Below are 26,395 nucleotides of genomic sequence, written 5' to 3'. Positions count from 1 at the left end.
CCACCGAGGTCGACAGCGGTTCGTTGGGGGATTTCCCAGGTCTGTTGTGCGCCGGCGCCGGACGACACAGACGGGAAGTCTTCCACGCGACCACGGACATGGGTACGTCCACTTCTCGCCAGCGGACCGCCCCCTGCCGGGCCGGGACCGGAATCCGACGGTTCGCCGCAGCCGCCGTCCGACCCGGCGAAGGGTGGGGCACCGGGGTGCTTACGTGGCGATCGCCGCCGGTGGCGTGCGGCGCGGTGCTGGCGAGGGCCGTGTGCCGCCCGGGGGTGAGCACGGCCACAAGGGCGGTTGCGACCCCGGGAGCTGAGGCACGCTGATGACGCGGATTCACCGCGACCTGGGGAGGCAACCACCGTGGACACCGTCGACTGGCGCAGCACCGGACCGGCCATCCCGCCGACGGCCCGGCTGACGTTCTGGCCGCTGCGGGTGGCGCACGCCGACGGCATGGCCGACGTGCTGGCCGACCGGCGCCTGCACGAGTTCATCGGGGGCGAGCCCGACAGCCCGGAGCGACTGCGGGCCCGCTACGGGCGGATGACGGCCGGATCGCCCCGGCCGGCCGAGGTGTGGCTGAACTGGGTCGTCCGGCTGGAGGACGAGGCCCGCCTGGTGGGCACCGTGCAGGCCACGGTGGTCGACCGGACCGCCGAGGTCGCCTGGCTCGTCGGGGTCCCGTGGCAGGGCCGGGGCATCGCCCAGGAAGCGGCCCGGGCCCTCGCCGACAGCCTTGCGCAAGGGCCCGTGGAGACGCTGATCGCGCACATCCACCCCGGGCACCACGCCTCCGCGGCGGTGGCCCGTGCCGCCGGACTGGCACCCACCGACCAGTGGCACGACGGTGAGGTCCGCTGGGAGCGCGGGCTCGGCACCTGACCTCGTACGTCCCCCGTCGGATCAGGAGCCGTCCTCGTCCGGATCCTCCTTGAACGGCTCGAAGCCGATGTGGTCGAGCGGGTCCTCGTGCGGATGCCGCAGCGGCGGCAGCCCGTCGGTCACGAGCCGGCCCCGCAGCCACTCCAACAGGGTGTCGACGAGGCCGCCGTCCGGCAGCGGCGGACCCTGGTCGGCGTGCCGGGGCACGACGATCAGCGGCCAGGCGTCCGGGTCGGCGCCCTCGGTGAGCCAGCAGAGCTGGTCGCCGTCGATGGAGTCGGCGAAGGGCAGGAACCCTCCCGGCTCGGGCCAGACCGCCAACGGGTGGTACTCGGGGTGATCGGCGCGCAGCTCCGCGTACGCCTTGGCGTTCCACTCGGCCCACGGCGCGAGCGCGTACTCGTCCTCGGCGAGCGGGTCGCTGACGCGCAGCCAGCCGGCCCAGCAGCCCGCCCCGTACGTCTCCATCAGCTGCACGTACTCGCCCGGCAGCCGAGTGCCGAGCCGTTCGTACAGCCAGTCCCAACTGCGCTCCCCGAGCTCGGGCGCCGCCGGCGGGGGGACGAGGGCGGTCAGCGCGGCAAGGCCGCTGCCGGCGTCGAGCGCGGCCCGCTGCTGCGGCGTCGGCTCCGGCCGCCGGGGCGGCGGCGTCCACGCGGTCCCTTCGAGTTCGGCGAGCATCGCACTACGCGCGACGACCGGCCGCAGCCCGTCGGCGACGAACCTTGCCAGCGTCGCGACGAGCGGCCCGTCGAAGCGCCGCCAGGGGTCACGGCCCGCGTTCGCGTCGTCCTGGCAGTGCATCACGACGGGCCACCGGTCGGGGTCGCTCGACGCGGTGGTGTCCCAGTACAGGGTGTCGGCGGTGCGGGTTTCGCCGAAGGGCAGCACGCCCGGGGCGGCGCGACGGTTCTGCTGCACCCAGGTTCCGTAGTCGAACCACCCCGGCCGGGCGCACGGCACGTGCAGCCACAGGCGCTCGCCGATGTCGAGAGGTCCGTACGCGGAGGCGACGGCCTTGTAGTCCGCGGGCAGCCGCGTGCCCAGCCAGTGCTCGACCGCGTCCCAGTCGACGGGGACGGCGAAGCCGGCCGGTGGTGTGCCGAAGATCTCGGCGAAGGCAGTGACGTGTGGGTCGGGAGCGCTCATGGTGGTGGGGACTCTTCTCGCCGGCACATGGTTGCCCTGCACGCGGGCAGCGCGTCGGTGATACCCGGGACCGGTGCGCCCACCGACCGGCCGTTCACAGCGGTCGCCCGCCGTGGTCCGTCGCGCCGGTGATCGCAGCCAGGGCGCCGCGCAGCGCCGCGCCGTCGAGCGGGCGATCGCGCCAGCGGGCGCCGACGTGGCCGTCGGGGCGCACGAGCAGCGCGCCGTGCGGGCCGATGCCACAGGGGGCTTCGAGCTCCGCGGGCAGCGGTTCGACGCGCAGCGGCCAGGGCTCCGTGGCGTACTGCGCCCAGAGCGTCGGATCCGGTGTGAAGACGGTGAACCACGTGCCGACGGCGTCCAGCGTGGAGCGGTCGCGGGCGAGCCAGAAGTGCGGCATGCGGTGGCCCGGTGCGGCCGACGGCACGTAGTCCGTGCCCGCGGGCGCGGGTGGGGCGTCGTCGTCGAGGAGGACGGCGTCGGAGCGGTAAGCGACGCCGAGCACCAGCCCGAGTTGGGCGAAGTACCGCTCCGACCAGGGAAGTTCCACCGTGCTGGGCGCCGCGGCCCGGGCGGCGAGCTGCTCGCGGCGCCGCTCCTGGGCGTCCAGCAGGAGACGGGTGTTGGCCACCGCCTGGTCGAGGGTCCGCCGGGCGACGGGGCGCCGCTCCATCTCGTAGGAGTCCAGCAGGTGCGGCTCGGCCCAGCCGCGCAGGACGCCCGCGAGCTTCCAGCACAGGTTGTGCACGTCGGCGATGCCGGCGTTCATGCCCAGCCCGCCGACGATCGGCACCGCGTGCACCGCGTCCCCGGCCAGGACGACCCGGCCCCGCCGAAAGCCCTCGGCGACGAACGCGTTCATCACCCAGTGCTGGACGCGGACGACCTCGGCCGGCACGCCGGCGCCGGGCCCGAGGGCGTGCGCGACGACGTCGGACCAGTCGGCGTCCCCGGCGTCGTCGGGGGTGGGCACGAACCAGGCCCACCCGCCCTCCGGGTACAGCGGCGCGAACAGTCCCCGTGCGGTGAAGTAGACGCCGGCCGGGTGACGGGCGCACCACCGGTCGAGTTCGGCGCGGAACACGACCGTGGTGAAGGACCCCAGGGAGCCCGGGCCGGTGGTGCCGATGCCCAACAGGTGCCGGACGGTGGAGTCCGCGCCGTCGGCGGCGAGCACGTACCGGGCCCGTACGCGCAGCTGCGCACCGCTGCCGTGGTCGACCAGCAGCGCCACGACGCCGTCGCCGTCCTCCGCGAGGTCGAGCAGCTCGACCCCGAACCGTACGGGCGCCTCGGCCGCCGCGAGCAGCACGGGCTCCAGCCGGTCCTGCGAGGTGACCACGCCGACCGCGGGGCTCTCGGGCACGGGCGCGTTGATGCCGACCATCGCCGCCGTCGCGAAGTCGGGCTCGGCGATGGTGTCGCGGAAGCGGATCCGGCCGAACTCGGGGGCGAAGGCGCCCGCGGCGATCTCGGTGGCGAGCCCGAGCTGCCGGTAGATCTCCATCGAGCGCACGTTGATCAGCCGGGACCGCGGGAACGGCGACAGGCCGCCGTGCCGCTCCACCGACGACACCCGTACGCCCCAGCGCTCCAGCAGCGCCCGGGCGGTCAGCCCGACCGGCCCGCCGCCGACGACCAGCACGTCCGTGTCGACGTCTGCTCCGAGCACGTGGATCTCCTCCTGCCGCGCCCTGAGGCCAATCTCCCGCGCCCTGGGGCCGGTCGCAAGCCGGGCCGGGTCCGACGCCCGGGGTGTCCGTCGGCGCGCGCCCGGGCGTCCGTTCGGCCCGTGGGCCGTTCCAGCGGGCCGGCCACCGGGGCGGATCACAACCCGCGGTAGGGGACCCGGTCGAGGAGGTCCTCCAGGGCGAGTTCGCCGTCCCGGGTCTGGGCACCGGCGGCCAGGGCCCGCTCCATGCGTTCGACGACGGCGCGCGGCGCGGGATAGACCCTCGCGTGCGCACGGGCCTCTTCGGTCAGGTCCGGTACGGGGCCGCTGGCTTCGGCGGCGTCGACGGCCTCCTTCGCCGCCTCCGCGACACCCGGCGGCAGCGCGGCGATCCGGTGCGCCAGCGCGTCCACGAAGGCGTCCAGCTCGCCGGCCTCGACGGCCCGGTTGATCCAGCCGTACTGCTCGGCCCGGTCGGTGTCGAACAGTTCGGCGCCGAGGACGATCTCCAACGCCCGGGCGCGCCCGACGAGCCGGGTGAGGTATTGGGTGCCCCCGCCGCCGGGGAAGATGCCCATGCGGGTCTCCGGCTGGGCGAGCCACGTCTCGTCGCGGGCCGCGAAGCGCATGTCGGCGGCCATGGCGAGCTCGACGCCGCCGGCGCGCAGTCGCCCGCGCAGCTTCGCCACGGTGATCTGCGGCAGCGTACGGAAGCGTTCGTGCAGTTGCTGCAACGGGTTGAGTCCCGGGTCGCCCTCGTCGTCGGCGAGTGCCACCAGCTCTTCGGGTTCGAACATCCACCGCAGGTCCGCGTGGGCGGAGAAGAACTCCGGATCGGCCGACTCCAGGACCAGCACGCGCAGGTCCTGGTCGTCCGCGGCCGTGCGGGTCACCCGGAACAGGTCCCGCACCATCGCCGCGTCGAGGACGTTGACGGGAGGGCGGTCCAGCGTCACGGTGGCGACGGCGCCGTGCCGGGAGACGCGCAGCGCGGTGAAGCCGGTTTCAGCGAGCGGCATGGTGTTCCCCTTCATGGAGTTCTTGGAGTTCATGCAGTTCATACGAGGTCGTTCGACTTCGTTCGAGGTCGTGCGGGTCCGTTGGACGGACCGCTCGGACGCGCCGTCCGAAGGTGAGGCCCGGGTAGCGCTACTGGCGTCCGGGTACTCACCGTAGGGAGCCGACGGTGCTCATCTCGATGCCCATGCTGTCCACATCTTTGTCTGTTTGTGTCATCCAATGGAGACTGGGCGGTCATCAGGGCCGTTAGGCTTCGTGGGATGGACGTACTGGCTGATGCCCTCTCCGTGGCCGGAGTGCGCGGCACCGTCGCGCTCCGGATCGACGGCCGTCAGGACTGGGCCGTCTCCTGGGCGCAGAACGCCGACGCGGTGCTGTACGCCGTCACCGCCGGCAGCGCCTGGCTCACCGTGGCGGGCGCCGACGGCCGCGCCGTCGCGCCCGTGGAACTGCTGGCCGGCGACGTCGTCCTGCTGCCCACGGGCGTGGCGCACAACATCGCCAGCGACCCCGGCCGCACCCCGAAGCTCTGCGACGTCGCCCTCGCCGACCAACTGCGGCGCACCGGAGGAGCCCTGCGCCTGGGCGCCGGCGAGCCGCGCACCCATCTGCTGGGCGCCTCCTACCGGCACGACCGCGTGGTGTCGCTGCACGTCTTCACCCTGCTGCCGTCGATCGTGCACATCCGCGGCAGCCGGGCGAGCACCGCGCTCGACGGCACCGTGCGGCTGCTCACCCAGGAGACGGCCGACCCCCAACTCGCCACCGCGGTCGTCCTCGACCGGCTGGTCGACGTCGTCCTCGTGCACCTGCTGCGCTGCTGGCTGGGCCGGCACCCCGAGCTGACCCGGGGCACCTGGCTCGGCGCCCTCGCCGATCCGCTCGTCACGGACGCGATGTCCCGCATGCACCAGGAGCCCGAACGGCCCTGGTCCACCGATTCGCTCGCCCGTGCGCTGACGGTGTCGCGCTCCACGCTCACCCGGCGCTTCCAGGACGCGGCCGGGCAGTCGCCGGGCGCGTATCTGACGCAGTGGCGGATGGACCTCGCCGCGCGCCGGCTGCGGGACACCGACGACACGGTCGAGACCGTCGCCCGCTCCGTCGGCTACACCTCGGTGTACGCCTTCAACCGGGCGTTCAGCCGCAACAGGGGCGCGCCACCGGCCCGCTTCCGACGCGACGCGCGCCGCCCCCCGGCCGATGGGCCCGAGTGACCCCGGCACAGCAGGGGCGGAGTCGTCAGGCGACGCTCGCGGAGGGGCGGACCACGATCTCGTTGACGTCGACCTCCGGCGGCTGGGCCACGGCGTACGCGATGGCGTCCGCGATCGCCGTCGCGGGGATCGCCACCGCGCGGTAGGCCGCCATGGCCGCCTTGGCGTCGGGGTCGGCGATGCCGTCGGCGAGTTCGGACTCGGTCACGCCCGGGGACACCAGGGTGACCCGGACGTCCCCGCCGGACTCCTGGCGCAGCCCCTCGGAGATCGCCCGCACGGCGAACTTGGTGGCGCAGTACACCGCGGCGGTGGGCGAGACCTCGTACGCACCGACGGAGGCGACGTTCACGACGTGCCCGCCGCCCTGGGCGCGCATCACGGGCAGGGCGGCGGCGATGCCGTACAGCACGCCCCGCACGTTCACGTCGATCGTCCGGTCCCACTCGTCCACCCGCAGCGCCGCCAACGGCGACAGCGGCATCACACCCGCGTTGTTGACCACCACGTCCACCCGGCCGAAGCGGTCGCGCGCCGCGGCGACGAAGCCCCGGACGTCGGCGGCGTCGGTGACGTCGAGCCGCTGGAAGGCCGCGCTGCCGCCCGCGGCGGTGATCTCCCCGGTGAGCGCGTCGAGCCGATCGGTGCGCCGCGCGCCGAGGAAGAGGCGGTGGCCGTCGGTGGCGAGCCGGCGGGCGGTCGCCGCTCCGATGCCGCTGCTCGCTCCGGTGACGGCGACGACTTTGGCTGCCGATGTCATGTCGGGTCTTCCTCTCGGGAGGGGGAGAAGGGTGCCGGAGGCCCAGGAGGCGCCGGCGCACCGAGTCTCGGAGGAAGCGGGCGGGCCGCCCAAGGCCGTGTCGTGCCTGGGTGCGCTGCGTCCAGGCAGACCGGCCCGTACGCCCCTAGCCTTCACGGCATGACGGACGACAACAGACTGGGAGAGTTCCTCCGCGCGCGCAGGGCGGCCGTGGGCCCGCAGGACGTCGGCATCGCGAGCCACGGCGCACGCCGGGTCGCCGGGCTGCGCCGCGAGGAGGTCGCCGTCCTGGCCGGGGTGAACGGGGACTACTACGCCCGCCTGGAACAGGGGCGCGAACGCCACCCCTCGGCCCAGGTCCTCGATGCCCTCGGCCGGGCCCTACGGCTGAACGACGACGCCCACGCACATCTGTTCCGGCTGGCCGGGGTCGCGCCGAGCCGCGGCTGCGCCCCCACCGCCGACCGGGTCAGCCCCGCGCTGCGGCAACTCGTGGACAGCTCCCCGCGGACCGTGGCGTTCGTCATCGGCCCGGCCCTGGACCTGCTGGCGGCCAACGCCCTGGCGAAGGCCCTGCACTCGCCCTTCGAGAAGGCGGACAACCTGGCCCGCATGATCTTCCTCGCCCCGGAGGGCCGATGGTTCTACACCCGCTGGAGCGATGCGGCGCACGGCGCCGTGGGCCATCTGCGCCAGGCGGCCGGCAGCACCGCGGACGATCCGCGGCTGCGGGACGTCGTCGACGACCTCACCGAGCGCAGCCCCGACTTCGCCCGCCTGTGGCACAGCCACGAAGTCCTGGGCAAGAGACAGGACGCCAAGCACCTCCACCACCCGGACGTCGGCCCGCTGGCCCTCACGTACCAGACCTTCGACGTACGGGACGCTCCCGGCCAGCAGCTCGTCGTGTACCAGGCCGAACCCGACAGCTCCAGCGCGCACGCGCTCGACCTGCTCGGCTCCCTCCACGTCACCTCCCGCCGGGCCGCTCCCTGACGGCAAACCGCCCCCCGACTTGCCCACTGGGAAAGTCAAAGGTAGCTTTCCTGATGGGAAAGTCGAAGATCCAGGGGAGGCGACGAACGTGAGCACATCGGTGGACGCCGAGCAGGCATGGCGCGCGCTACAGCGCATCAGGGTGCCGCAGGAGCGGGTGTACGACGAGTTCGAGCGGACGTCGTCCGGCGGACCCCGTGCGACGTACGCCACGGCCGCGATCATGTGGGCCTTCCTGGCCAGCCTGGGCCTGGACCTGCCCCCGTGGGGCGCCGGGCTGGTCCTCGCCACGTACGTCGCGCTGTTGGGCGGACTGGCCGTGCTGCACTTCCGCAGGAGCCGGATGCAGCTGTACCGCTCCCACGGCAACTGGCGCCTGGGTGTCACCTTCGTCGCCGCGGCCGTGGTCACCGGCGGGACGGTCGTGGGCTCCGGCCGGCTCGTCGAGTCCCTGGAGCCGATGGCCGCCAGCCTGATCCAGGCCACCGTCTCGGCGGTCGTGTTCCTGCTGTTCGTCCGGCCGGCGAGCCGCTGGGCGATCGGCTCGGTGCGCCGCAGCGCCGGGTGGACGAGCCACGAGGGAGCGGGCCGATGAGCACCCCCACCGGTTTCGACGAACTGATCCACCCCGCCACCCGGCTGTCGGTCGTCGCCCTGCTCGCCGCCACCGAGTGGGCGGACTTCGCCTTCATCCGCGACAGCCTCTCGCTCAGCGACTCCGCGCTCTCCAAGCAGCTGCACACCTTGGAGGAGGCCGCGTACCTGGAGATCCACAAGGAGGGCGGCGGTCGCCAGCGGCGCACCAAGGTGCGGCTGACGGACCGCGGTCGCACCGCCTTCGCAGGACACGTCGCCGCGCTGAAGACCATCGTCGAGGGCGCCGGAGTGCCGACGGCGACCCCGGTGCCGCCCCAACCGCACGCGGAGAAAGTCCGATGACGGCGCCCGCGCTCGGCAACGGATCCATACCGGCCGCGTCCACCGGAACCGGCAGCCACGTCGTCCGGGCGCGCGGCGTGACCATGGCGTACGGCGACCGCGACGTCCTGCACGGCATCGACCTGGACATCCACCGCGGCGAGGTCTTCGCCCTGCTCGGCCCCAACGGCGCCGGCAAGACCACCACCGTCGAGATCCTGGAGGGCTTCCGGCGCCGCTCCGCCGGCGAGGTCGAGGTCCTCGGGGTCGACCCCGAGCGCGGCGACGACGCCTGGCGCGGTCGCATCGGACTGGTCCTCCAGTCCTGGCGCGACCACCGCCGCTGGCGGGTCGCCGAGCTGCTGAAGCACTTCGCCACGTACTACCCCGATCCGCGCGACCCGGCCCAACTGCTGGCCATGGTCGGCCTCGCCGACCGGGCCGACCAGCGGGTGGAGCTGCTGTCGGGCGGCCAGCGCCGACGGCTGGACGTCGCCCTCGGCATCGTCGGCCGCCCCGAACTCCTCTTCCTGGACGAGCCGACCACCGGCTTCGATCCGCAGGCCCGGCACGAGTTCCACCTCCTGGTCGAACGGCTGGCCCGGTTCGAAGGCGTCACCGTCCTGCTCACCACGCACGACCTGGTGGAGGCCGAACGACTCGCCGACACCATCGCGATGCTGGTCAACGGACGGATCAGGGCCTGCGGCACCCCGGCGGAGCTGGCCCGGCGGGCCGCTGCCCGGGCCGAGGTCCGCTGGACGGCCGGCGACGGCACGTCCCGCCGCGAACGCACCGAGGACCCTTCCCAACTGGTCTGGGAACTCCACCGGGAGACGGACGGCCCGATCCCCGATCTGGAGGTCCGTCGTCCGACCTTGGAGGACACCTATCTGCACATGGTGCACCGCGAGGACGAAAGCAATGCCGGGGCCGGGGCCGGGGCAGGGGACGAGGAGGCACGAGCCGAATGAGGGGAACGCACGTGACCAGCGGGGCGGATGAGGCGCGGCAGATCGACGGGACCAAGGCGCCACGACGCAGCTTCTGGCACATCGGCGCCAACCGCGGCGGCATCGAACTCGGACACCTGCTGCGCAATCCGAAGGAGGTCTTCGGCCATCTGAGCAACGTGGTCGTCGCGGTGGTGATCGCCGCCGTCGTCGACGGCGACGTGTCCGGCACCAGCACCCCGATGTCCCACCTGGTGCTCGCGGGCTTCGCCGCGTACCTCCTGTTCCAGATCGGGCTGATCAACCTCCCCCAGATCCTCGTCACCGAACGGGAGGAGGGCGTCCTGCTGCGGATGCGCGCCACGCCCGGCGGCATCCCCGCCTACCTCGTCGCCAAGTGTCTGCTCGTGGTCGCGATGGCGGTCGGCACCCTCGCCCTGCTCCTGGCGGCCACCGCCCTGATCGCCGACGGACCGCTGCCGAGGGACCCGGCGGGCTGGCTGACGCTGCTGTGGGTCACCACGCTCGGGCTGCTCGCCGTCGTCCCGCTGGGCGCCGCCATCGGCGCCGTGCTGCCCAACCCGCGCGAGGCGCTGGCGCTGATCATGCTGCCGGTGATGGCGCTGCTGTTCACCTCCGGAGCGGTGTTCCCGTTCTCCTCGCTGCCGACGCCGGTGCAGCAGGTCGTCTCCGTCTTCCCGCTCAAGTGGATGTCGCAGGGCCTGCGTTCGGCGCTGCTGCCGGACTCCGCACGCGCCGCCGAAGCGGCCGGCTCCTGGGAGCTGCCCGCGGTCGCCCTGGTGCTCACCGCCTGGGCCGTCCTCGGGTTCCTCCTCGCGATCCCCCTCCTGCGCCGCGCCGCCCGCCGCGAGTCCGGCTCCCGGCTGACCGCGCGCCACCTCAAGGCCGCCCAGAGCGGGGCGGCACCCGCATAGCAAGATCCATAAGACAGGCCCTGGGCTCGCGGCCCTGATCGAGGAGGGGCGCATGACGGTGCGGACGACGTTCCGGGAACACGTGGAACAGGCCGCCGGCGAGGTCGTCGCGGGGTTTCCGGCGGACGTCGGGATCCACGCGGTGACGTTCCGCGTCGACAGCGCTCGGCGCCTGGTTCCACGAGGTGTGCGTCGGGGCCGCCCGGCACCTCCACGACAGCGGGCGGATCGTGGCGGCGCTGGGCCGCCCGGTCCCCGTAGTCCTGTACGACATGTTCGACCCGGACGCGATGTTCGCGCTGACCTCGGACGCCAACCCGGCAGCGCTGATCGCCGACTTCATGACCGAGGCCCCGACACCGTGAGAACTGGTGCCGGGGCCCGGAACTCTCCCTAGCGCGAACCCGACTGCGACGGGCCGAAGAACTCGACCTCGGCGATGGCCAGGTGCTTCTTCGCCCCCGGGTGGTGAGCGGACTCGATGATGAACCGCACCGCGGTGACCTCGCCCACCCGGAACTTCCGGGACTGCGGGCCCGCACCCTGGTCGAGGACGAGGGAACGGGACGTGGTCTTTCCGTCGGCCGTGGTGATGCGGGCCTCCACGCGATGGGGGAGCGCCGCCTTGGAGATCTCGTTCTGGCGGGTGGACATGCCCGGCGTGATGACCACGTCCAGCAGCCGGGTGGGCCGGTCGAACTGCGCCTCGATCCACTCCCCCTTGTTGGATCCGTCGCGCCCGGTCGCCCACCAGGTGTTGTTCACCTTGTCGATGAGCAACTCCGGCCCGTGGTCCGGGAAGGAAAGCGACGCCTTCATCCGGTCCGGGGTCAGCGGAGCGCGCTTCGCGAAGTGGTCGCGGGTCGCCTGGATCCCGTCGGGGAGCTTGACGACCAGCACGATCAGCAGCCCCAGCACGACCGCCGCACCCAGCCACGACAACACCCGGTCGAAGGTGCGCCGGGGCCGGGGGCGGTCGCCCGCCCACGGCGCCTCGCGCTCACCGGGACGCGTCAGCCGGCGCCACCACGGCAGGGGCCCCGGGGTGTGCTCGGCGCCGGCCATCGGCATCGCACACCGGGTGCAGTACTGCCGGTCGGGCCGGTTGGGCGTGGCGCACCAGGGACACGGCGTCCCGCCGTCCTGGCCCCGCTGCTCGCCGGGGGCGCGGACGTCCTGCGGGCGGTGCGCGGGCGGCCGGGCAGGCAGGACCGGGGCGGCGACGGGATCCGGCGCGGGGCCGCGCTCCGGCTCGGAGAGCGGAACGAGGAGCTGGCGGGCGCGGTCGGCGTCCGGCGACTCGGCCGCAGGCGGCACCGCGGCCTGGTTCGGCACCGTCGGAGTGATCCCGTCCACGGGCGGAGCCTGCGGGGTGGCGTCCCGGAGGGCGTCGGTGGCCTGCGGGTTGTGGTCGTCCGTCGGGGCGAGCCCGGCGTCCGGGAAGGTGGCCTGCTCGGACGGGGGCTGCGCCCGGTTCGCCGGCGTCGCTGCCGCGTCGTCGGCGTGGCCGCCGTGCGCCGCCGCACCGGCCGTCTGCCGGTCCCACCGCGCGCGGCCGGTGCCCGCGCCGCCGCCCGGCCGGGCGAAAGCGTCCCAGTTGCCGTCGGATCCGGAACCGGAAGCGGGACTGGAGCCCGCACCCGCGCCGGAAGCGGAAGCGGAGCCGGATCGGGCCTCGGACGTCGTCGTCGGCGTGCTGCGGTCCGTCCAACTCAGCACGGCCCCACAGGCGTCGCAGAACGACTGGCCCACCTCCACGCGGGTCTCGCACGCAGGGCAGTTCCGAGGGGTCGTCATGTCGTGGAAGTCCTTTCGACGACTTCGCCGGCGGTCACCTGGACCGTGTACGGCATGTGGGCGGGACGGGCGGCGGACACCAGGGCCTCCAAGCGGTGGTGGTCCGCCGTCGTGGGGTTGGGCAGTCGCAGGTGCACGTGCAGCCGCGGTACCGGTTCACCGGGTACGGGACCGAGCGGGCGGGCGCTCCAACTCGCCGCCCCGCTCTCGGTGATCTCGGGTTCGGTGCCGAACACGAGCCGTATCGCTTCGGCCAGCCCGCGCCGGGTGCCGCGGATCCGGTGCAGGTGCGCGGCGGCAGCCACGGCGGCGCGCAGCATCGGCTCGGGTTCGGTGCCGTCGGTCTCCGCGCCGACCCAGTCGCTCAGCCACCGGGCGAAGTCGGGCGGCGCGAGCGACGGCCGGAAGTACGCGTCGAGACAGTCGAGGACGCAGTGGATCGGCGCGATCACCTCGTCGAGCCCGCCGACGAACCGCTGGGCGAGCTCGTCGTCGGCGAAGACCGCGGGCAGCATCGTGCCGATCGGCGACGGGGAGCCGAGGCCGTCGATCGAACCTCTCATGCCGGGCCTCCCGCCGGGTGGTACGACCTCATCAGGCACCGTCCCCGATCACGCGCACCCGGTGGTCGAAGGAGAACACCAGCGACGGCGGCGACAGGTCGATGCGGTCCGTCGCCTCGCCGCGCTTGCCGGTCAGCGGGTCCGCGGGGTGCAGGACCACCTGGTCGACCAACTCCACGCCCGGCACGCGCTGGAGGACCGCGAACACCTCACCGGCCTGCACGGGCCGCCCGAACGGCCACCCCTCGCTACCGGCACCCCCGACCAGCGGGTCCAGGTGCCGGTAGAGCGCGTCATGGGCCTGTCGGCGCACCCGGTCGACGTCGACGCCCTTGAACGCGTGCACGGTGGCCACCACGGTGACGCCCTGGTAGTACGGCGGCCCCACGGCCAACCTCGTGCCGATCAGCCGGCGCTCGTCCAGGAAGCGGGTGACGCGGTCCAGCAGCGCGTCCCCGGGGACCAGCTGCTCGAACCGCAGCCGCCCACCGGGGTCCGGCACCGCCTGCGGCACCACCAGGACCCGCACGGCGTGCGCCCCGTGCTCGCCCTCGTCGCCCGGAAGACAGGTGATGCGCGCCGTCTCGGGTGCGGCGCGCCGCGCCAACTCCTCGTAGTCGCGCAGCGTCACCGCCCGCTCCTGGGCGCGCAGCGTGATCGGCGCCCGGACCTTCGCCTCCTCGACGGTCTCCCCGTCCACGCCGCCGCGCGCGGCCTCCCGGTTGACGACCTCGGAGACGTACGGGAGGGAGGTGCGCAGGATCCGCACCGCGCCGCGGGCCACGTTGCCGGCCCGGCCGCCGCCGGTGCGGTAGCGACGGGCGCGCACCGGCGCGCCCTTGGGGGCGACCGAGCCGTACTGGCGCAGCGAACCGTCCGGCTCGCGCACCGCGGGGCCGAAGGCGATCTCACCGGTCGTGGCGTCGAGCGTGACGTGCCGGTCGTCGGGGCCCGACGCCGCGAAGTGCGGCACGACCCGCCAGTCCTGCCAGCCGTCGTGGTCGGCGGTCTGGAGCAGCACGGGCGGGTCGTCGCCGACCACGGGCGCGTTCGCCAGCCGCAGCCGCTGCCCCGGCAGCCCGGTGGACTCGCCGAGCGCCTCGTCGCGGACCGTCTCGGCGTGCACCACCCGGGTGGTGCCGCCGATGGTGAACGCCTCCACGGCGCGGACCGTGGGCGAGGTGGTGTAGAACGGCTGGCCGGCCAGGGGCTCGGTGACGCGGCACCGCAGCCAGCCGGCCTCCCGGCCGGCGTTGCGGGACAGCACGTGCCCGCCGGGCACGTGCAGCACCACCTCGCCGGGCCGGTTCAACCCGCCCGTGCCGTCCCGGTCCACCTCGCAGGCGCGCCAGCCGTCCGCGGTCCACGCCTCCCACACCAGCGGCGGCTGCCGCGGGTCCACGCCCACGCCGTCCACGGTGCTGTCCAACTCCAGGACGACGGCGCAGTCCGGAACGGCCGCCGACAGACCGAACAGCAGGCAGTCGCCGACGGCGGGCGGCTCGGCGAAGCACGGCACGTCCTTGCCCGCCTCGACGAGGTCGGACGTGCGGTCCGCCACCGGCTCGCCCCGCCGCTGCACCATCAGGTGGTGCAACTGGCTCGGCACCACGGTCAGCGCGCGCTCCGTGGCGAAGACGACCGCCTCCTCGGTCTCGGTGCGCACGGTGGCGACCTCGGTGCCCACCGGCACCGCCACCGGGTCCTCCTGGGGCGCCGACAGCCAGAAGGTCACGTCCGTACGGGCGGCGGACGCCGGGAACAGGGTGATCCCCACCAGGTCAAGGAACGCCAGGTGGTTCTTCTCCGGCACCCGGTTGAGCCGGTACACGATCTGGTCGGCCATGTGGGCGACCGTCTCGACGAGCGTCACGCCCGGGTCGGACACGTTGTGGTCGGTCCACTCGGGGGCCCGCTGTTGGATGTAGCGCTTGGCGTCGTCGACGAACTGCTGGAAACGACGGTCGTCGAGGTTCGGGGAGGGCAGGGCCATCAGCGGTCGCTTTCGTGAGCGGGGCCGGGCGCACCAGCCGCACCGGGGCCGTCCGGCTCGTCGTGGGACGGAATGACGTAGAAGGGGAAGACGAGACTGCGCGGGTTGTTGGTGCCGCGGATCATGTACCGCACGTCGATGTAGAGGACGCTGTGCTCGGATCCCGCCGTCACCGAGACGTCGTCGACCTCGATGCGCGGCTCCCAGCGGTCGAGGCTGCGGTGCACCTCGTGCTGGATGCGACCCGCGGTCTGCTCGTTGACCGGGGCGAACACCAGGTCGTGGATCGCGCAGCCGAAGTCGGGCCGCATGGGCCGCTCGCCCGGCGCGGTCGACAGGACCAGCCGGATCGCCTCCTCGATCTCCCGTTCCCCGCTGACCAGCGCGATCCCGCCGGTCGGTCCGATGCGCAGCGGGAACGACCAGCCGGACCCGACGAACTGCTCGGCCATCAGCCGCGTACCTGCCTTCCCGATGGGTGGTGCCGCCCGTTCACACGATGGGCCGGCGGTTGACGGTCACCACGCCCGTGATGGGCACGGTGACGGCCGTGATGGTCACGTTGGCGATGGCGTTCACCTGCACGCTGCCGCCGGCGCTCAGCGTCGCGGCGCCGATCGCCTTCATGCTCAGGGCGCCCTTGGCGTCCACCATCACCGGGCCCGCGAGCGAGGTGACGTTCACCAGGCCCCGCCCCTGGATGTCGAGGACGCCACCGCTCTTGATGGTCAGCCGGCGCCCCGCGCTCAGCGTGAGGTCGCGCCCCGCCTCCACCGAGACCGAGGTGCCGCCCTTGATGGTGACCTTGCCCTTGCTGTCCACGGTGATCTCGGTCTTGGTGCGGTCCAGGTTCACGACGAGTCGGTCGTTGCCGCTCGCGAGCCGCACCCCCTGCTTGCGGGCGCCGGTCCGCTGGCTGAGCAGGTCCAAGCGGTTGCCCTGCCGGTCGGAGACCGTGTGCCGGGACGCCTGCTTGCGCAGCCCGTCGTGCAGGGGCACGTCGCGCACCGGGGTCGGCACGTCCTTGCCGTTGTACAGCCCGCCGATGACGAACGGATGGTCCAGCGCGCCCCGGTCGAAGCCGACCAGGACCTCGTCGCCGACGTCCAGCGGGAAGATCCCGCCGCCGGCCTTGCCGCCCAACTGCACCGTCCGCGTCCAGTCACTGACGTACGTGTCGTCCAGCCACGGGAACTGGAGCTTCACCCGGCCCTGCCGCAGCGGGTCCTGGACGTCGGTGACGAGCGCGTTGGCGACGCTCGGCAGCCGCGGAACCGCCTCCCCGCCCCCGGAAGCCAGCCCGTACAGCGAACGCCACTGCCGGCCGCTGACCGTCACCCACGCCTCGTAGTGCTTGCCGTCGCCGAAGACGTGCCGGACGGAGGTCACGGTGTACTTGCCCTCGAACGGCTTGCCCACGTCGGCGAGCGCGACCGGGACGCCCGGCCGCAGCTTCGGATTCCCGCGGGCCACGACCTCCAACTCGGCGAAGGAGGACGTGACGTCGTCGGCGAGGGCACTGGCGGCGAACCGCACCTCGGTCTGCCGGTCGTACGGCGTGCCGGTGCCGACCAGCTTGCCCTTCTTGAACTTGCCGGCGGCCTCGCCCGGAGTCGAGCCGATCGAGATCCCCGGATGGGAGGCGGCGCGCGCGGTCGCCGTCAGCTTCCGCTTCGCCGTGACGTCCCAGCCGCGCGCCTCGACCGTGCCGACCTGGTCGGCGGCGGTCACCGCGGCCCGCAGCCGCAGGATGTCGTGCCCGCCCTGGAGCACGAAGGGGCTCTTGTCGCCGTCGGTCTGCGGCGACGGCGCACCGGACGACGGCTTCGGCCGGACGAACTGGAACCGGCCCTTCGCATCGACCGACATCACCATTTCGTTCTCGTCGGCGAGCCGGCCGAGGAAGTCCCAGTCGGAGACGTTGGACTGGCTGATGAAGTCGTACACGGTCTTCGTCGACTCCACCTTCCCGACCGGCACCCCGGCCTGCCCGGCGAGCTTGCGGGCGATGTCCGACGCACTCTGGTTGCGGTAGGCGGTCACCCGGCGCTGGCGCAGCAGCCGGTGCCCGGCGTCGTACCCGCGGATCACGGTGAACGTGCCGGTGCCGTCGTAGTCGGCCTCCAGCCCGGTGACCTCGCCCGTCAGCAGCGGATCGGTGGCGCCCCGCCCGTCGGCGACCGGCGCGATCACCACCTTCGTGCCGAAGGTGACGCCCAACTTGCCGAGCATCAGCCGGTGCGGGTCGCGGAAGGTGAGCCGGAACGCGGCCGGCACGCCGGCGCCCTGGTCGACCCAACTGTCCACGAGGGCCCGGGAGTACGTGGGCGGCAGCTTGGCGCCGCCGATCTTCACGTCGACGACGGTGGAGAACGCGGAGCGCACCATCAGCCGCGCACCTCCTCGGTGGCGGGCAGCACCAACTCCGCGCCGGTCGGCAGCCGCGCGGGGTCGTCGATGCCGTTGGCCTCGGCGATCGAGCGCCACGCGCCGGGGTCGCCGTACTCCCGCCACGCCAGCGACAGCAGCGAGTCGCCCGCCACCACCCGGTGCACCCGCTGCGCGGTGAGCGCGCCCGACGTCGGGTTCTGCCCCGCGGTCGCGCTCGGGATCTCGTGCAGCTGGAGCCGGCACGTGGCGCGGATGGGGACGCCCGTCGTCCCGAAGAGGGAGTAGTCGACGTCCACGGAACCGACGTACGCGACGAACCGCGCCGTCGAGAACGACCCCCACTGGAAGACCACCCACGGCGGTGACGGCTGCTTGGCGGCGATGCTCCTGGGCGTCACCTCGCAGCAGCTGAGCAGCGACTCCACCTTCTTCAGCACCGTGTTGCCGGTCGGCTTCTGGGAGGAGTCCAGGAAGATCTCCACGTTCATCTCGCGCGGCAGCGCGCCCATGAACTCCGGCAGCGGGCCCGTCCGCTCGATCTGCGTGGGCGTGGTCTTCCACTCGGCGCGCCGGGACAGCGACAGCTGCGCCGGGTTGAAGTCGAAGTTGAACGTCTTGATGACCCCGCCGGGCGAGGTGCTCTCGCCGGTGGGGGGCTCGTGGATCGCGAGCGAGGCGCGCACAAGGCTCTTGCCCGCGCCCTTGGCGCCTTTCGCCATGTCTGCCGAACGCCTTTCAGTCCGTGAATCCGTGGTGGGCGATCTCCAGGACCTCCGTCGCGACGGCCGGGCTCGCCGGGTCCAGGGTGGGCCCGGTCCAGCTGACCGGCAGCACGTCGATGAGTCCCCAGCGGGCCACCTCGGAGCCGTCCGCGCGCAGCGCCGCGATCTGCGCGGTGGGCCGCTTGATGCCGGTCTGGAGGGACGAGATCCAACGGGCCACCTTGGCGGTGTCCGGGGTGAGCGGGCGGGTCAGCCGGATGGTGGAGAAGGTGACGCGGGTGGGCAGCGCCCACACGAAGCCGTTGTTGCCGCCCTCTTGGCGGTGCTCGATCTCCACCTGCGACGCGAGGCCCTCGCACCCGTTGAAGGCGCCGAGGCTCTCGCCGTCGATGCTGAGGGAGAACCAGATGGTGGAGCCCGGGTCCTTGCGGGACATCGTGCGGGCCTTTCTGTCGTGCCGGGGCGGCGGGTCGAACGGGTCGGGCGGGGCCGCGTGAACGGCCGGTCGGTGGCTGGCGGGGGTCGGTCAGTCGCGGAAGTCGCGGAGCCTGCCGACGCGTTCGCGGTCCATCCGCAACTCGGTGCGGACCAGTCGCGTCACCCGACCGATGATCCGGTGCACCAGCTCGTCGAGTTGGAAGTCGGTGAGCTGCCGGGGGTCGCAGGTGTGGGCCGGGACCTCCGTGTACTCGGGCGGCGGCGGTCCGGCCGATGCGGTGGACACGGCCGACGCGGAACGAGTGGGCGGCGGCGGTTGGCTCGTCGACGCGGGTATCGGCGCCGGGGGTGGGGGCGGCGACGGGGGCGCGACACGGGCCGGCGTACTCGTCGCCGGGGCCTGGTCGGGCGCCGGGAGCCTCTTCCGGTAGCGCTGGACGACGGGCCCGGTGGGGGCGGCAGCAGGCGCCGACTCGGGAGCCCGCGGCGGCACGAGCGGCGCCACCGGGAGGCGGGACGGGGCCGTCGGCGCGGCGGCCGACGGCATCGCACGCCGCAGGAGCACGGGCGAGGCGGGCGTCACGGGACGAGCGCCCGGCGCCTTGGCTGCTGGCGCTGAGGGCCGTACGGGGGCTTCCCACGGCGGCGCGGACGAGACGGGCCGTACGGGAGCGGGCACCTGCGACGAGGCGGGACTGGTCACCGCTGGGATTGCGGGGACCGGCTGGGCACCGGGTGTTGCCGGCGCGGACGGCACGTTGGGGGCCGCGGGGCCTCCCGCGAAGGGAGCGCCGAGAACGGCGCGACGCTGCACGGTGCTCTGGCTCGGAGCGGCCGGAGCGGCCGGGGCGGGCGCGGGCCGTACGGGTGCGGCGGCCTGCGGAGTCGGGATCGAGGGCGTACCGGACTGCTCGGCCGAGGCGCCCGGCCGGGACGGCGGGCGTGCGGCGTCGGCGGGCCGTGATGCCAGCGGGGCGCCCAGTCCCGGACGACGCGCGGGCGCCGGAGACGGCGCACCGGAGAGGCCACGGACCGGCGCGGCAGGCGCGTCGTTCCCTCGGGCCGTGGGTCCCGACGACTGCGGCGGACGCGACGGCTGCACGGGCGCGGAACCGGACCCGGACGTGGAGGCGGTCGACCGTTGCTCCACGGGCTCGGCCGCGGACGTCGGCGCGGCGGACGCGCCGACCGCCTTCCGCTGGACGGGCTGTGCCGGCCGGTCGGACCGTGCGGTGGAACGCGGCGCCTGTGGAGCGGTGTTGGGCTGTCCGCCGGCCCGCACCCGTCCGGTCGTCACGGCGTCACCGCCGGATGCCTCGGCAGCACGCGTCGTCGGTGATTCCGAAGCGGGGACGGGGGGCGCGGGCGGGTGGTTCGCCGGGGCGGCAGGCGGCTGTTGGGCGGCAGTGTCCGGCGCGGCGTGGCGCTGGACGGGGTGGTGGGGCGCGGCGTTCGTCGTACGGGGAGTGTCGGCGGAAGGGGCAGTCACCGGCGCGGGGCGCGATGCTGGCACTCCCGGAGCGGAAGCGGGCGTGGCGGGGGCGGCAGGCGGGTGCTGGGCATGAGCGCCGGGAGCCGTACGCCGCTGGACGGGCTGCTGCGGCGTTGCCGCGGGCGCCGGGCGGGACGCAGCGGCGGAAGGCGCAGCCGCCTGGTGGCTGCTCGCCCCGCTGTCGGCACTGCCGTGCCGTGGTGCCGCCGCGCTCGTCTCAGAAGCGGGGGAGGGCGGGACGTCACGCGACGACGTGGGTGTGCTCGGGGCGCTCAGGCCCTTTCGGGGCGCACCCGTGCCGTGCTCCGCTGCCTTCGTCGTACGGACGTGAGCAGGGGGACCGGCATCGACACGAGGCGCACCCGTGCCGTCCTTGCCGGCCTTGACGCCGGAACCAGAGCCCTTGCCGGGCCCGGTGACCGCTCGTTGCACACGGATGTCGCCGCCAGCTCCCGAGCCAGCGGCCGAAGGGGTGGAAGAGCCGGCGGTGGGCGTCGGGGAGTTGTTGGCCGCAGCGCTGGTCGTCCGCGCATCGCCCATCCGATCAACCGGACCGGCGGGGCTGGGGGTGTTCGTCGGACGCGGTGTCGAAACGCCACGGTCGCCAGAACCATCGGTGCCCGGGGTGCTGCTGGCGACGGTCCGTACGTCCTGCGGCAGGTGCTGAGCCGCGACCCCGCCACTGGCGGAGGCGGAGGGAAGGTCTGGTGTGTCCTTCCCCGCAGGCGTCGCCGGTGCCGGCGACGAGCCCGTCCCGCTGCGCCGGCCGCCGGCCGAAGGCGTCCTGGCCGCCCCGCCGCGCGGGGGAGTGGCAGCCCTGCGGGCCACCGGCAGCGTCCGACGCTGCACCGGCTTGGCCGTGACCAAAGACCGCGGCCCCGGCAGGGGCCGCGTCAGCGGAGGGACCGCCGACGCAGCGGACCCGGAGGACGCGTGCGTCGGAGCCGAGTCCACGTTCGTCGTGGGCGCCGGGAGCGGCGCCGCAGACGCGGGTGCGGAAGCCGACCCGTGCCCGGACGGCGCCCCCACGGAAGTCGCCGGCACCTGCCCGTTCGCCCGCGCCCGCTGGACCGCAGGGGCAGGACCGGGCACATCGCCCGCTCCTGCCGAAGAAGGCGTAGCCGTGGGCCCGTTGGGAAGCGCCCCGACCGACGGTACGGCACCCGTGCCGCCCGTCGTACGGACAACGCTCGCACTGCCCGGAGCCGTATGCACGGTGTTCGCGCCGGCCGGAGCCGTACGCCCGACCGCACGGGCGATGGGCACCCCCGCAGCCGGCGTGCTGCCCGCCGGGCGTGCCGCGTCGGCGCTCGCCGCAGCCGTACGAGCCACGGCACGCACAGCACCCGCACTCCTGGAGACCGCCGCACTCCCCGTCGTACCGGAGGAGCGCGAACCGCTTCCGGCGGACGGCGACGGCACCGCCGTCACCACGGGCCCGCCCTGCGCCCGCGCGGCGCGCTGGACGGCCGCCGTCCCCTGCGCGTGCGACCCCGGCCCCCTCGGCGGGAGCGCCCGCATCCGCACCGCAGGGGGCCGCTGCACCGGCGGCGCCTGCCCAGCCAACGGCAGGGCGCCCGTTCGGCCTTCGAGCCCGGACACGGGCCCGGCGGTGGACGAGCGCAGCCCCTCGCCGAGCACCGCGCTCGACGTGCCGTCGAGAACCGCGTGCGAGGCCGTCGTCAGGAACGACGGGTTCTGCCAGGTCGGCAGCCGCCCACCGAACCCGGCGTCGGCGACCGCGGCCCGCCCCGGCCCCGTCACGCGCTGGATCGGCGCCAGCCCGAGCCACGACGCCGTCACCGTGCCACGGCCCCGTGCGGCGGAATCGTCCGCCGGCGCACCGGCGGCGCCGGAGCCGGACGCGTCACCGCTGCCCGGCTCCGGCTCGTTGCGCCGCCTTCGCAGGATGTCCCGGAAGCCCACCGATCAGTCCTCCGCCCCGGCCCGCGTCACCAGAGCCGCGATCTCGCCCGCGTAGCGCCGGCGGTCGCCGTGTTCGAGGTCCAGGATCTCCTCCAGGCTCCAGTGGAAGTGGTAGGCCACGTACGCGATCTCCTCGTGCAGCCGGTCGGTCGCGTACGTCACGATTCCCCCAGGCGGCTCCCGCCGAGTTCCACCTCGAAGGGCTCCGAGCAGTGCGGGCACTGAACGGCCGCGCGGGTGTGGCCCTCGGCGTTGATCTGACGGTAGAAGTCCTGGAGGAAGGCCAGGTCCGAGGCGAACATCTGCTCCACGACCCCGTCGTGCACCAGCGGCAGCGTGCCGAGCCGGGTGATCACCCGGCCCAGCAGCACCACCGACAGGAACGCCGGGTTCTCCTGGACCCGCACGTCGCGCAGCGGCACGAGTTCGTCCCGCGCCGTCGACAGCCGCATCACGCCGTCCCGGTGGACGGTGCCCGACTCGTCGACGTACCCGCGGGGCAGTTGGAAGGGGAACTCGGTGCGCAGCGCCTCCTGGTGCACCGGCTCGGGCGCCGACCGCGCGGGGCCGGGGACGGAGCCGTCCTGCGCCGGACCCGCACCCGCCTCCGCAGCCGCGCCCGGCGCGTCCGCACCGCCGTACGTGACCGCGCTCCCGGCCCTGGCAGCCGTACGCCGCATTACTCGATGACCAGTTCTTCGAACGCGATCGTCACGGTCTCGGTGAGCGCGGCGGCCTCGCCCGCCTTCACCGTGCTGGCGTCGATCTTGTGGCACCAGGCGTTGCGCAGGTTGTAGCGCTTCACCGGGTTGTTCTCGAAGTCCATCATGATGATGGAGGCGTTCTTGCGGGCCGTGGTCATCTGGCCGGAGATCGACTGGTTGATCCACTGGGTGAAGGCGGCCGACTGGGTCATGCCGCGCACGACCGTGCAGGTCCCGTTCTTCTTCACGCCCGGCAGGTTCTTCACGACGTTCTTGCCGTTCGGAGAGTTCTGCTGGTACGTGATGACGTCCTGCTCCATGCTGAGGCCGCTGACCTCGGCCAGGTACTCGACCATGACGCCGTCGATCTGGAGGCCGAAATTGTGTGAAGTGAGGGCGTCGCCCGGCTGAAGGCTCATCTACTCGCTGTCCTCGTGACGATCTGGGAGGTGGGTACGGACGGTGGCGCGGTGGGAAGCTGGTGCGGAGTCGGCACCCGGCCTACTCCTCCAACTCGCCGCCGCCACTGGAGAACTGGGCCAGCCGGAAGATCACGAACTCGGCCGGCTTCACCGGCGCGATGCCGATCTCGCAGACGACCCGGCCGACGTCGACCGACTCCGGCGGGTTGGTCTCCTCGTCGCACTTGACGTAGTACGCCTCCTCGGGGCGCTGGCCGAAGAGAGCGCCGCTGCGCCACTCGTTGACCAGGAACGCCGAGATGTTGCGCCGGATCCGGGCCCACAGGGCGTGGTCGTTCGGCTCGAACACCACCCACTGGGTGCCGATCAGGATCGACTCCTCCAGGTAGTTGAAGTACCGGCGGATGTTCAGGTAGCGCCAGGCCGGGTCGGAGGACAGGGTGCGGGCACCCCACACGCGGATGCCGCGGCCGGGGAAGGCGCGGATGCAGTTGACGCCGATCGGGTTGAGCAGGTCCTGTTCGCCGCGGGTGATCTGGAGCTCCAGGTCCACCGCACCGCGCACCACCTCGTTGGCGGGCGCCTTGTGGACCCCGCGCTCGAAGTCGTTGCGGGCCCAGATGCCGGCGACGTGACCGCTCGGCGGAATCATCAGGCCCTGCCCGCTCGCCGGGTCGAACGACTTGATCCACGGGTAGTACAGCGCCGCGTACCGGGAGTCGTACCCGGCGGTCTCCTGCCGCCAGACCCGGATCTGACGGGCATTCAGGCCGGGCGGCGGGTCGATGATCGCGACGCGGTCGCCCATCAGCTCGCAGTGCGCGATCAGCCCCAGCTGCACGGCCTTCACGGCTTCGAGGTCGATCGCCCCGCGCTGGTAGGCGGCCATCAGGTCCGGCACCGCGACCATGGAGATCTCGTCGACGGCCTCCAGACCGCCGAAGCCGGTGCGGTCCGCCGAGTCGCCGAGGTACTGGGCCGGGCCGGGGTGCGCCTCGCCGGGCCCGGCGGCCCGACCGCCCGACGCGACGGGGGACGGCGCGGGAGCCGCGAGCGCCACCGTCTGGTTGTCGGGTCGGGCCAGCTGCCCGGCCGGCGCCGCCTCGGTCACGGCGATGAGCCGGGAGCGCTCCTTGACCTGGGTGACGACGTAGGCGCGGCTGCTCTTCTTCGCCGTGACGTCGAACTGCTCGGCGGCCTTGTCGCCGTCCTTCACGATCAGCTTGAACCGATCGGCCGGGCCCTCGCCGTCCGCGTCCGCGACCTCGACGCTCAGCGGGCCGGAGGCGCCCGGCGCGATCGCGGTCACCGTGAACGTACCGAGCTGCTGGGGCTCCCCCGACGGCAGCGCGGCCCTGGCGTCGCCACCGGCCACCGCGGCCGGCGCCGCGCCCTGCGCGTCGGCGCCACCGGCGGTGCCACCGACCCGGATCACATAGGCGGCCGAACCGCCGTTGTTGAAGAAGCCGTAGACGGAGTGCGCGAGGTAATAACCGTCGGTGAACTCACCGAAGGCCGCCACGTACTGCGTCCAGTTGGTCACCAGGGTCGGCTCGTTGAGCGGGCCGGACGGCGCGAGCCCCACGAAGGCCGCGACGGACGTGCCCACGCCCTCGATGGGGCGGGATCCGCTGGCGACCTCCTCGACATAGACGCCGGGCGACAGATAGGACGGCATGCTCAGCTCTCCTAGGGGGTGCACGAACTGGACCGCCCAACAGCCTCACGCGCGGGGGCCCCGGGCGAAACGCCCATGGGTGCTCCACCGGGGGCAGTGCCCCTGCCCTCGGCGGTGCCTGTACGGGCACCCCGGTCGGCCGGTCCGTCCGGCCCTCCGTCGGTGCTGCCTCTTCGGGCACGAGGACTCTGCCCGCAGTCCTGCGACAGCGCGGCGCCCCCTCCGTAACGTCGTCGCGTGAGCTTGTGGACATCCCTGGAACCCGCCTCCGCCACCGTCGACCCGGGTGGCAGTACACGCGTGCGGCTAAGGCTGCGCAACACCGGCGACATCGTCGACGAATACCGCTTCGAACCGGTGGGCACCGTCGCGCCCTGGACGACGGTCGAACCGTCGACGCTGCGCCTGTATCCGGGCACGACGGGCACCGTCGAGCTGACGTTCGCGCCACCGCGCAGCCCCGACGCCACCGCCGGACCGCATCCCTACGCCGTACGGATCACGCCGACGGAACACCCCGAGGCCACCACGGTCCCCGAGGGCAACCTGACGATCACCCCCTTCACGGAGGTGCGGGCGGACCTGGTGCCGCCCATCGTCAAGGGACGGTTGCGCGGTCGGCCCCGACTCGCCATCGACAACCTCGGCAACACCAAGGTGACCGCCTCCGTCAGCGGCAGCGACAACGGCGACCAGCTGTCGTACGACATCCATCCGAGCAACGTCCAGATCGAGCCCGGGCGGGCCGTGTTCGTCGCGGCCACCCTCAAGCCGCGGGACATCATCTGGTTCGGGGCCGCCGAGCAGCGGCCGTACACGCTGTCCCTGCACCGCTCCGGGACCGACCCCCTCCCGGTGGAGGGGACGTACGACCAGCGCGGCTTCCTGCCCCGCTGGCTCGCCACGGCGCTCGGGCTTGCCCTCACCCTCGCCATCGTCTTCGTGATGCTGTGGATCGCGTACAAGCCGGCGGTGAAGTCCAAGGCCACCGAGCAGCTCGCCGACGCCGGCAACGTCATCGCACCGAGCCCGCCGGCCTCGGCGCCCCCACCGGCCCCCGAGCCCAGCAAGGAAGAACCCGAGCCGAGCGAGAAGGAGGAGAAGCCGGGCGGCGGCGGAGACGGCGGAGGAGGGGGCGGCGACAAGGCCAAGAAGCCGCCGCCGAAGGTCACCGCCGCCACCGCCGTGCGGCAACTCGCCAAGGAGGATCCGTCCGGTCGGCACATCTGCTACCGCGCCTTCGTCGGTGGCAAGGGCTGGCAGGAACCCGTGTGTGACGGTGCGGTGGCCGGCACGGTGGGGGAGAAACTGCCGATCAAGGCCCTGAACTTCGCGGTGTCAGGCGTCGGCGGCTCGGCCGCCAACGCCTTCGTCAACGACCCCGAGTCGGACAAGGGCAAGTACCAGGAGTGGACGGCCGTCATCACCGACAACAAGGACAACTACATCGGCAGCTCGAAGAACGACGCGGCCAACCTGTCGGGCTTCGCGATCAACGTCGGTGACGGTCAGATCTGCCAGTCCAGCCACGTCCGCGGCCGGAGCTGGGGGGACAGCTGCGGCAACGACCGCTCCGATCCCGAAGGCCACAAGCAGTTCGTCTTCGCCGGCACCCTGGACAACGGGGCCTGGCTCGAAGCGATCAAGCTGACCGTGAAGAAGAAGTGAACGCGGCGGGGGGGGGGGGGGGCCGGGGGGGGGGGGCGCCCCCCGCGGGCGCGGGGGGGGGGGCGGGGGCGCCCCCCCCCCCCCCCCCCCCGCCGC

Annotated in this window: 26 protein-coding genes; 10 read left to right on the top strand and 16 right to left on the bottom strand. The window is 73.6% G+C overall.

Annotation, left to right across the window (positions count from 1 at the left end; genetic code table 11):
* Positions 1 to 399 precede the first annotated feature (399 nt).
* Positions 400 to 885: a GNAT family N-acetyltransferase gene (locus AB0E05_RS22520; RefSeq protein ID WP_361966474.1), complete on the top strand. Its 486-nt coding sequence runs from the start codon at positions 400 to 402 to the stop codon at positions 883 to 885.
* 21 nt (positions 886 to 906) lie between these two features.
* Here AB0E05_RS22520 and AB0E05_RS22515 read toward each other — a convergent pair whose 3' ends face one another.
* The 3 genes from AB0E05_RS22515 to AB0E05_RS22505 all read right to left on the bottom strand — a co-directional run bounded on the left by AB0E05_RS22515 (position 907) and on the right by AB0E05_RS22505 (position 4,758).
* The gene (locus AB0E05_RS22515; protein ID WP_361966200.1) at positions 907 to 2,034 is read right to left on the bottom strand and encodes an SMI1/KNR4 family protein; all 1,128 of its coding nucleotides are present in this window, start codon (positions 2,032 to 2,034) and stop codon (positions 907 to 909) included.
* A gap of 94 nt (positions 2,035 to 2,128) precedes the next feature.
* Positions 2,129 to 3,706 carry an FAD-dependent monooxygenase gene (locus tag AB0E05_RS22510; RefSeq protein ID WP_361966198.1) on the bottom strand — a complete coding sequence of 526 codons (1,578 nt, stop codon included), beginning with the start codon at positions 3,704 to 3,706 and terminating at the stop codon, positions 2,129 to 2,131.
* 155 nt (positions 3,707 to 3,861) lie between these two features.
* Positions 3,862 to 4,758 carry an enoyl-CoA hydratase/isomerase family protein gene (locus AB0E05_RS22505; RefSeq protein WP_361966195.1) on the bottom strand — a complete coding sequence of 299 codons (897 nt, stop codon included), beginning with the start codon at positions 4,756 to 4,758 and terminating at the stop codon, positions 3,862 to 3,864.
* 228 nt (positions 4,759 to 4,986) lie between these two features.
* On the opposite strand from AB0E05_RS22505, the gene AB0E05_RS22500 reads away from it, so the two are divergent.
* The gene (locus AB0E05_RS22500; RefSeq protein ID WP_361966193.1) at positions 4,987 to 5,943 is read left to right on the top strand and encodes an AraC family transcriptional regulator; all 957 of its coding nucleotides are present in this window, start codon (positions 4,987 to 4,989) and stop codon (positions 5,941 to 5,943) included.
* A gap of 25 nt (positions 5,944 to 5,968) precedes the next feature.
* Here AB0E05_RS22500 and AB0E05_RS22495 read toward each other — a convergent pair whose 3' ends face one another.
* Positions 5,969 to 6,703, bottom strand: a complete 735-nt coding sequence (locus AB0E05_RS22495; RefSeq protein ID WP_361966191.1) for an SDR family oxidoreductase — start codon at positions 6,701 to 6,703, stop codon at positions 5,969 to 5,971.
* 159 nt (positions 6,704 to 6,862) lie between these two features.
* On the opposite strand from AB0E05_RS22495, the gene AB0E05_RS22490 reads away from it, so the two are divergent.
* The 6 genes from AB0E05_RS22490 (at position 6,863) to AB0E05_RS22465 (ending at position 10,870) form a co-directional block, all read left to right on the top strand.
* The gene (locus AB0E05_RS22490) at positions 6,863 to 7,699 is read left to right on the top strand and encodes a helix-turn-helix transcriptional regulator (RefSeq protein WP_361966189.1); all 837 of its coding nucleotides are present in this window, start codon (positions 6,863 to 6,865) and stop codon (positions 7,697 to 7,699) included.
* A gap of 88 nt (positions 7,700 to 7,787) precedes the next feature.
* The gene (locus AB0E05_RS22485; RefSeq protein ID WP_361966187.1) at positions 7,788 to 8,294 is read left to right on the top strand and encodes a hypothetical protein; all 507 of its coding nucleotides are present in this window, start codon (positions 7,788 to 7,790) and stop codon (positions 8,292 to 8,294) included.
* Positions 8,291 to 8,638, top strand: a complete 348-nt coding sequence (locus tag AB0E05_RS22480; RefSeq protein ID WP_361966185.1) for a transcriptional regulator — start codon at positions 8,291 to 8,293, stop codon at positions 8,636 to 8,638. Before AB0E05_RS22485 ends, AB0E05_RS22480 begins: the two co-directional genes overlap by 4 nt.
* An 83-nt stretch (positions 8,639 to 8,721) precedes the next feature.
* Positions 8,722 to 9,591 carry an ABC transporter ATP-binding protein gene (locus AB0E05_RS22475; RefSeq protein ID WP_361966472.1) on the top strand — a complete coding sequence of 290 codons (870 nt, stop codon included), beginning with the start codon at positions 8,722 to 8,724 and terminating at the stop codon, positions 9,589 to 9,591.
* The gene (locus AB0E05_RS22470) at positions 9,588 to 10,505 is read left to right on the top strand and encodes an ABC transporter permease (protein WP_361966183.1); all 918 of its coding nucleotides are present in this window, start codon (positions 9,588 to 9,590) and stop codon (positions 10,503 to 10,505) included. Before AB0E05_RS22475 ends, AB0E05_RS22470 begins: the two co-directional genes overlap by 4 nt.
* Positions 10,506 to 10,690: 185 nt before the next feature.
* Positions 10,691 to 10,870, top strand: a complete 180-nt coding sequence (locus AB0E05_RS22465) for a hypothetical protein (protein ID WP_361966181.1) — start codon at positions 10,691 to 10,693, stop codon at positions 10,868 to 10,870.
* A 28-nt stretch (positions 10,871 to 10,898) separates the two neighbouring features.
* Here AB0E05_RS22465 and AB0E05_RS22460 read toward each other — a convergent pair whose 3' ends face one another.
* From AB0E05_RS22460 to AB0E05_RS22425, 8 genes are all read right to left on the bottom strand, one after another.
* Entirely contained in the window at positions 10,899 to 12,302 is a 1,404-nt protein-coding gene (locus tag AB0E05_RS22460) for a zinc ribbon domain-containing protein (RefSeq protein ID WP_361966179.1), read from the bottom strand.
* Positions 12,299 to 12,865 carry a phage tail protein gene (locus AB0E05_RS22455; RefSeq protein ID WP_361966177.1) on the bottom strand — a complete coding sequence of 189 codons (567 nt, stop codon included), beginning with the start codon at positions 12,863 to 12,865 and terminating at the stop codon, positions 12,299 to 12,301. The genes AB0E05_RS22460 and AB0E05_RS22455 overlap by 4 nt, the downstream gene beginning before the upstream one ends.
* Before the next feature lie 31 nt (positions 12,866 to 12,896).
* Positions 12,897 to 14,858, bottom strand: a complete 1,962-nt coding sequence (locus AB0E05_RS22450) for a putative baseplate assembly protein (protein ID WP_361966175.1) — start codon at positions 14,856 to 14,858, stop codon at positions 12,897 to 12,899.
* Positions 14,858 to 15,310 (bottom strand): GPW/gp25 family protein, encoded by a 453-nt coding sequence (locus AB0E05_RS22445; protein ID WP_361966172.1) that lies wholly within the window; start codon positions 15,308 to 15,310, stop codon positions 14,858 to 14,860. Before AB0E05_RS22445 ends, AB0E05_RS22450 begins: the two co-directional genes overlap by 1 nt.
* Positions 15,311 to 15,350: 40 nt before the next feature.
* Positions 15,351 to 17,246 carry a VgrG-related protein gene (locus AB0E05_RS22440; RefSeq protein ID WP_361966169.1) on the bottom strand — a complete coding sequence of 632 codons (1,896 nt, stop codon included), beginning with the start codon at positions 17,244 to 17,246 and terminating at the stop codon, positions 15,351 to 15,353.
* Positions 17,246 to 17,968: a peptidase M23 gene (locus AB0E05_RS22435; protein ID WP_361966167.1), complete on the bottom strand. Its 723-nt coding sequence runs from the start codon at positions 17,966 to 17,968 to the stop codon at positions 17,246 to 17,248. Before AB0E05_RS22435 ends, AB0E05_RS22440 begins: the two co-directional genes overlap by 1 nt.
* Before the next feature lie 16 nt (positions 17,969 to 17,984).
* Positions 17,985 to 18,407, bottom strand: coding sequence for a phage tail protein (locus tag AB0E05_RS22430; RefSeq protein ID WP_361966164.1), 423 nt, complete (start codon positions 18,405 to 18,407; stop codon positions 17,985 to 17,987).
* 90 nt (positions 18,408 to 18,497) lie between these two features.
* Positions 18,498 to 18,695: a hypothetical protein gene (locus AB0E05_RS22425; RefSeq protein WP_361966162.1), complete on the bottom strand. Its 198-nt coding sequence runs from the start codon at positions 18,693 to 18,695 to the stop codon at positions 18,498 to 18,500.
* A 1,915-nt stretch (positions 18,696 to 20,610) separates the two neighbouring features.
* Here AB0E05_RS22425 and AB0E05_RS22420 point away from each other — a divergent pair.
* Positions 20,611 to 21,882, top strand: a complete 1,272-nt coding sequence (locus tag AB0E05_RS22420; protein ID WP_361966160.1) for a hypothetical protein — start codon at positions 20,611 to 20,613, stop codon at positions 21,880 to 21,882.
* On the opposite strand, the gene AB0E05_RS22415 is transcribed toward AB0E05_RS22420, so the two are convergent.
* The 4 genes from AB0E05_RS22415 to AB0E05_RS22400 all read right to left on the bottom strand — a co-directional run bounded on the left by AB0E05_RS22415 (position 21,831) and on the right by AB0E05_RS22400 (position 24,631).
* Positions 21,831 to 21,989 carry a DUF6760 family protein gene (locus AB0E05_RS22415; RefSeq protein WP_361966158.1) on the bottom strand — a complete coding sequence of 53 codons (159 nt, stop codon included), beginning with the start codon at positions 21,987 to 21,989 and terminating at the stop codon, positions 21,831 to 21,833. The genes AB0E05_RS22420 and AB0E05_RS22415 overlap by 52 nt on opposite strands.
* Positions 21,986 to 22,507: a hypothetical protein gene (locus tag AB0E05_RS22410; protein WP_361966156.1), complete on the bottom strand. Its 522-nt coding sequence runs from the start codon at positions 22,505 to 22,507 to the stop codon at positions 21,986 to 21,988. Before AB0E05_RS22410 ends, AB0E05_RS22415 begins: the two co-directional genes overlap by 4 nt.
* Positions 22,507 to 22,950, bottom strand: a complete 444-nt coding sequence (locus AB0E05_RS22405) for a phage tail protein (protein WP_361966154.1) — start codon at positions 22,948 to 22,950, stop codon at positions 22,507 to 22,509. The genes AB0E05_RS22410 and AB0E05_RS22405 overlap by 1 nt, the downstream gene beginning before the upstream one ends.
* Before the next feature lie 82 nt (positions 22,951 to 23,032).
* Entirely contained in the window at positions 23,033 to 24,631 is a 1,599-nt protein-coding gene (locus AB0E05_RS22400) for a phage tail sheath subtilisin-like domain-containing protein (RefSeq protein WP_361966152.1), read from the bottom strand.
* Positions 24,632 to 24,868: 237 nt separating this feature from the next.
* Between AB0E05_RS22400 and AB0E05_RS22395 the strand changes: the two genes are divergently transcribed.
* Positions 24,869 to 26,299 (top strand): hydrolase, encoded by a 1,431-nt coding sequence (locus tag AB0E05_RS22395; RefSeq protein ID WP_361966149.1) that lies wholly within the window; start codon positions 24,869 to 24,871, stop codon positions 26,297 to 26,299.
* Positions 26,300 to 26,395 lie beyond the last annotated feature (96 nt).

It is taken from the genome of Streptomyces sp. NPDC048057 (assembly GCF_040653095.1).
GTDB lineage: Bacteria > Actinomycetota > Actinomycetes > Streptomycetales > Streptomycetaceae > Streptomyces.
The sequence above is the reverse complement of the archived record's forward strand: the minus strand, read 5'-3'. Positions and strand labels throughout refer to the sequence as shown.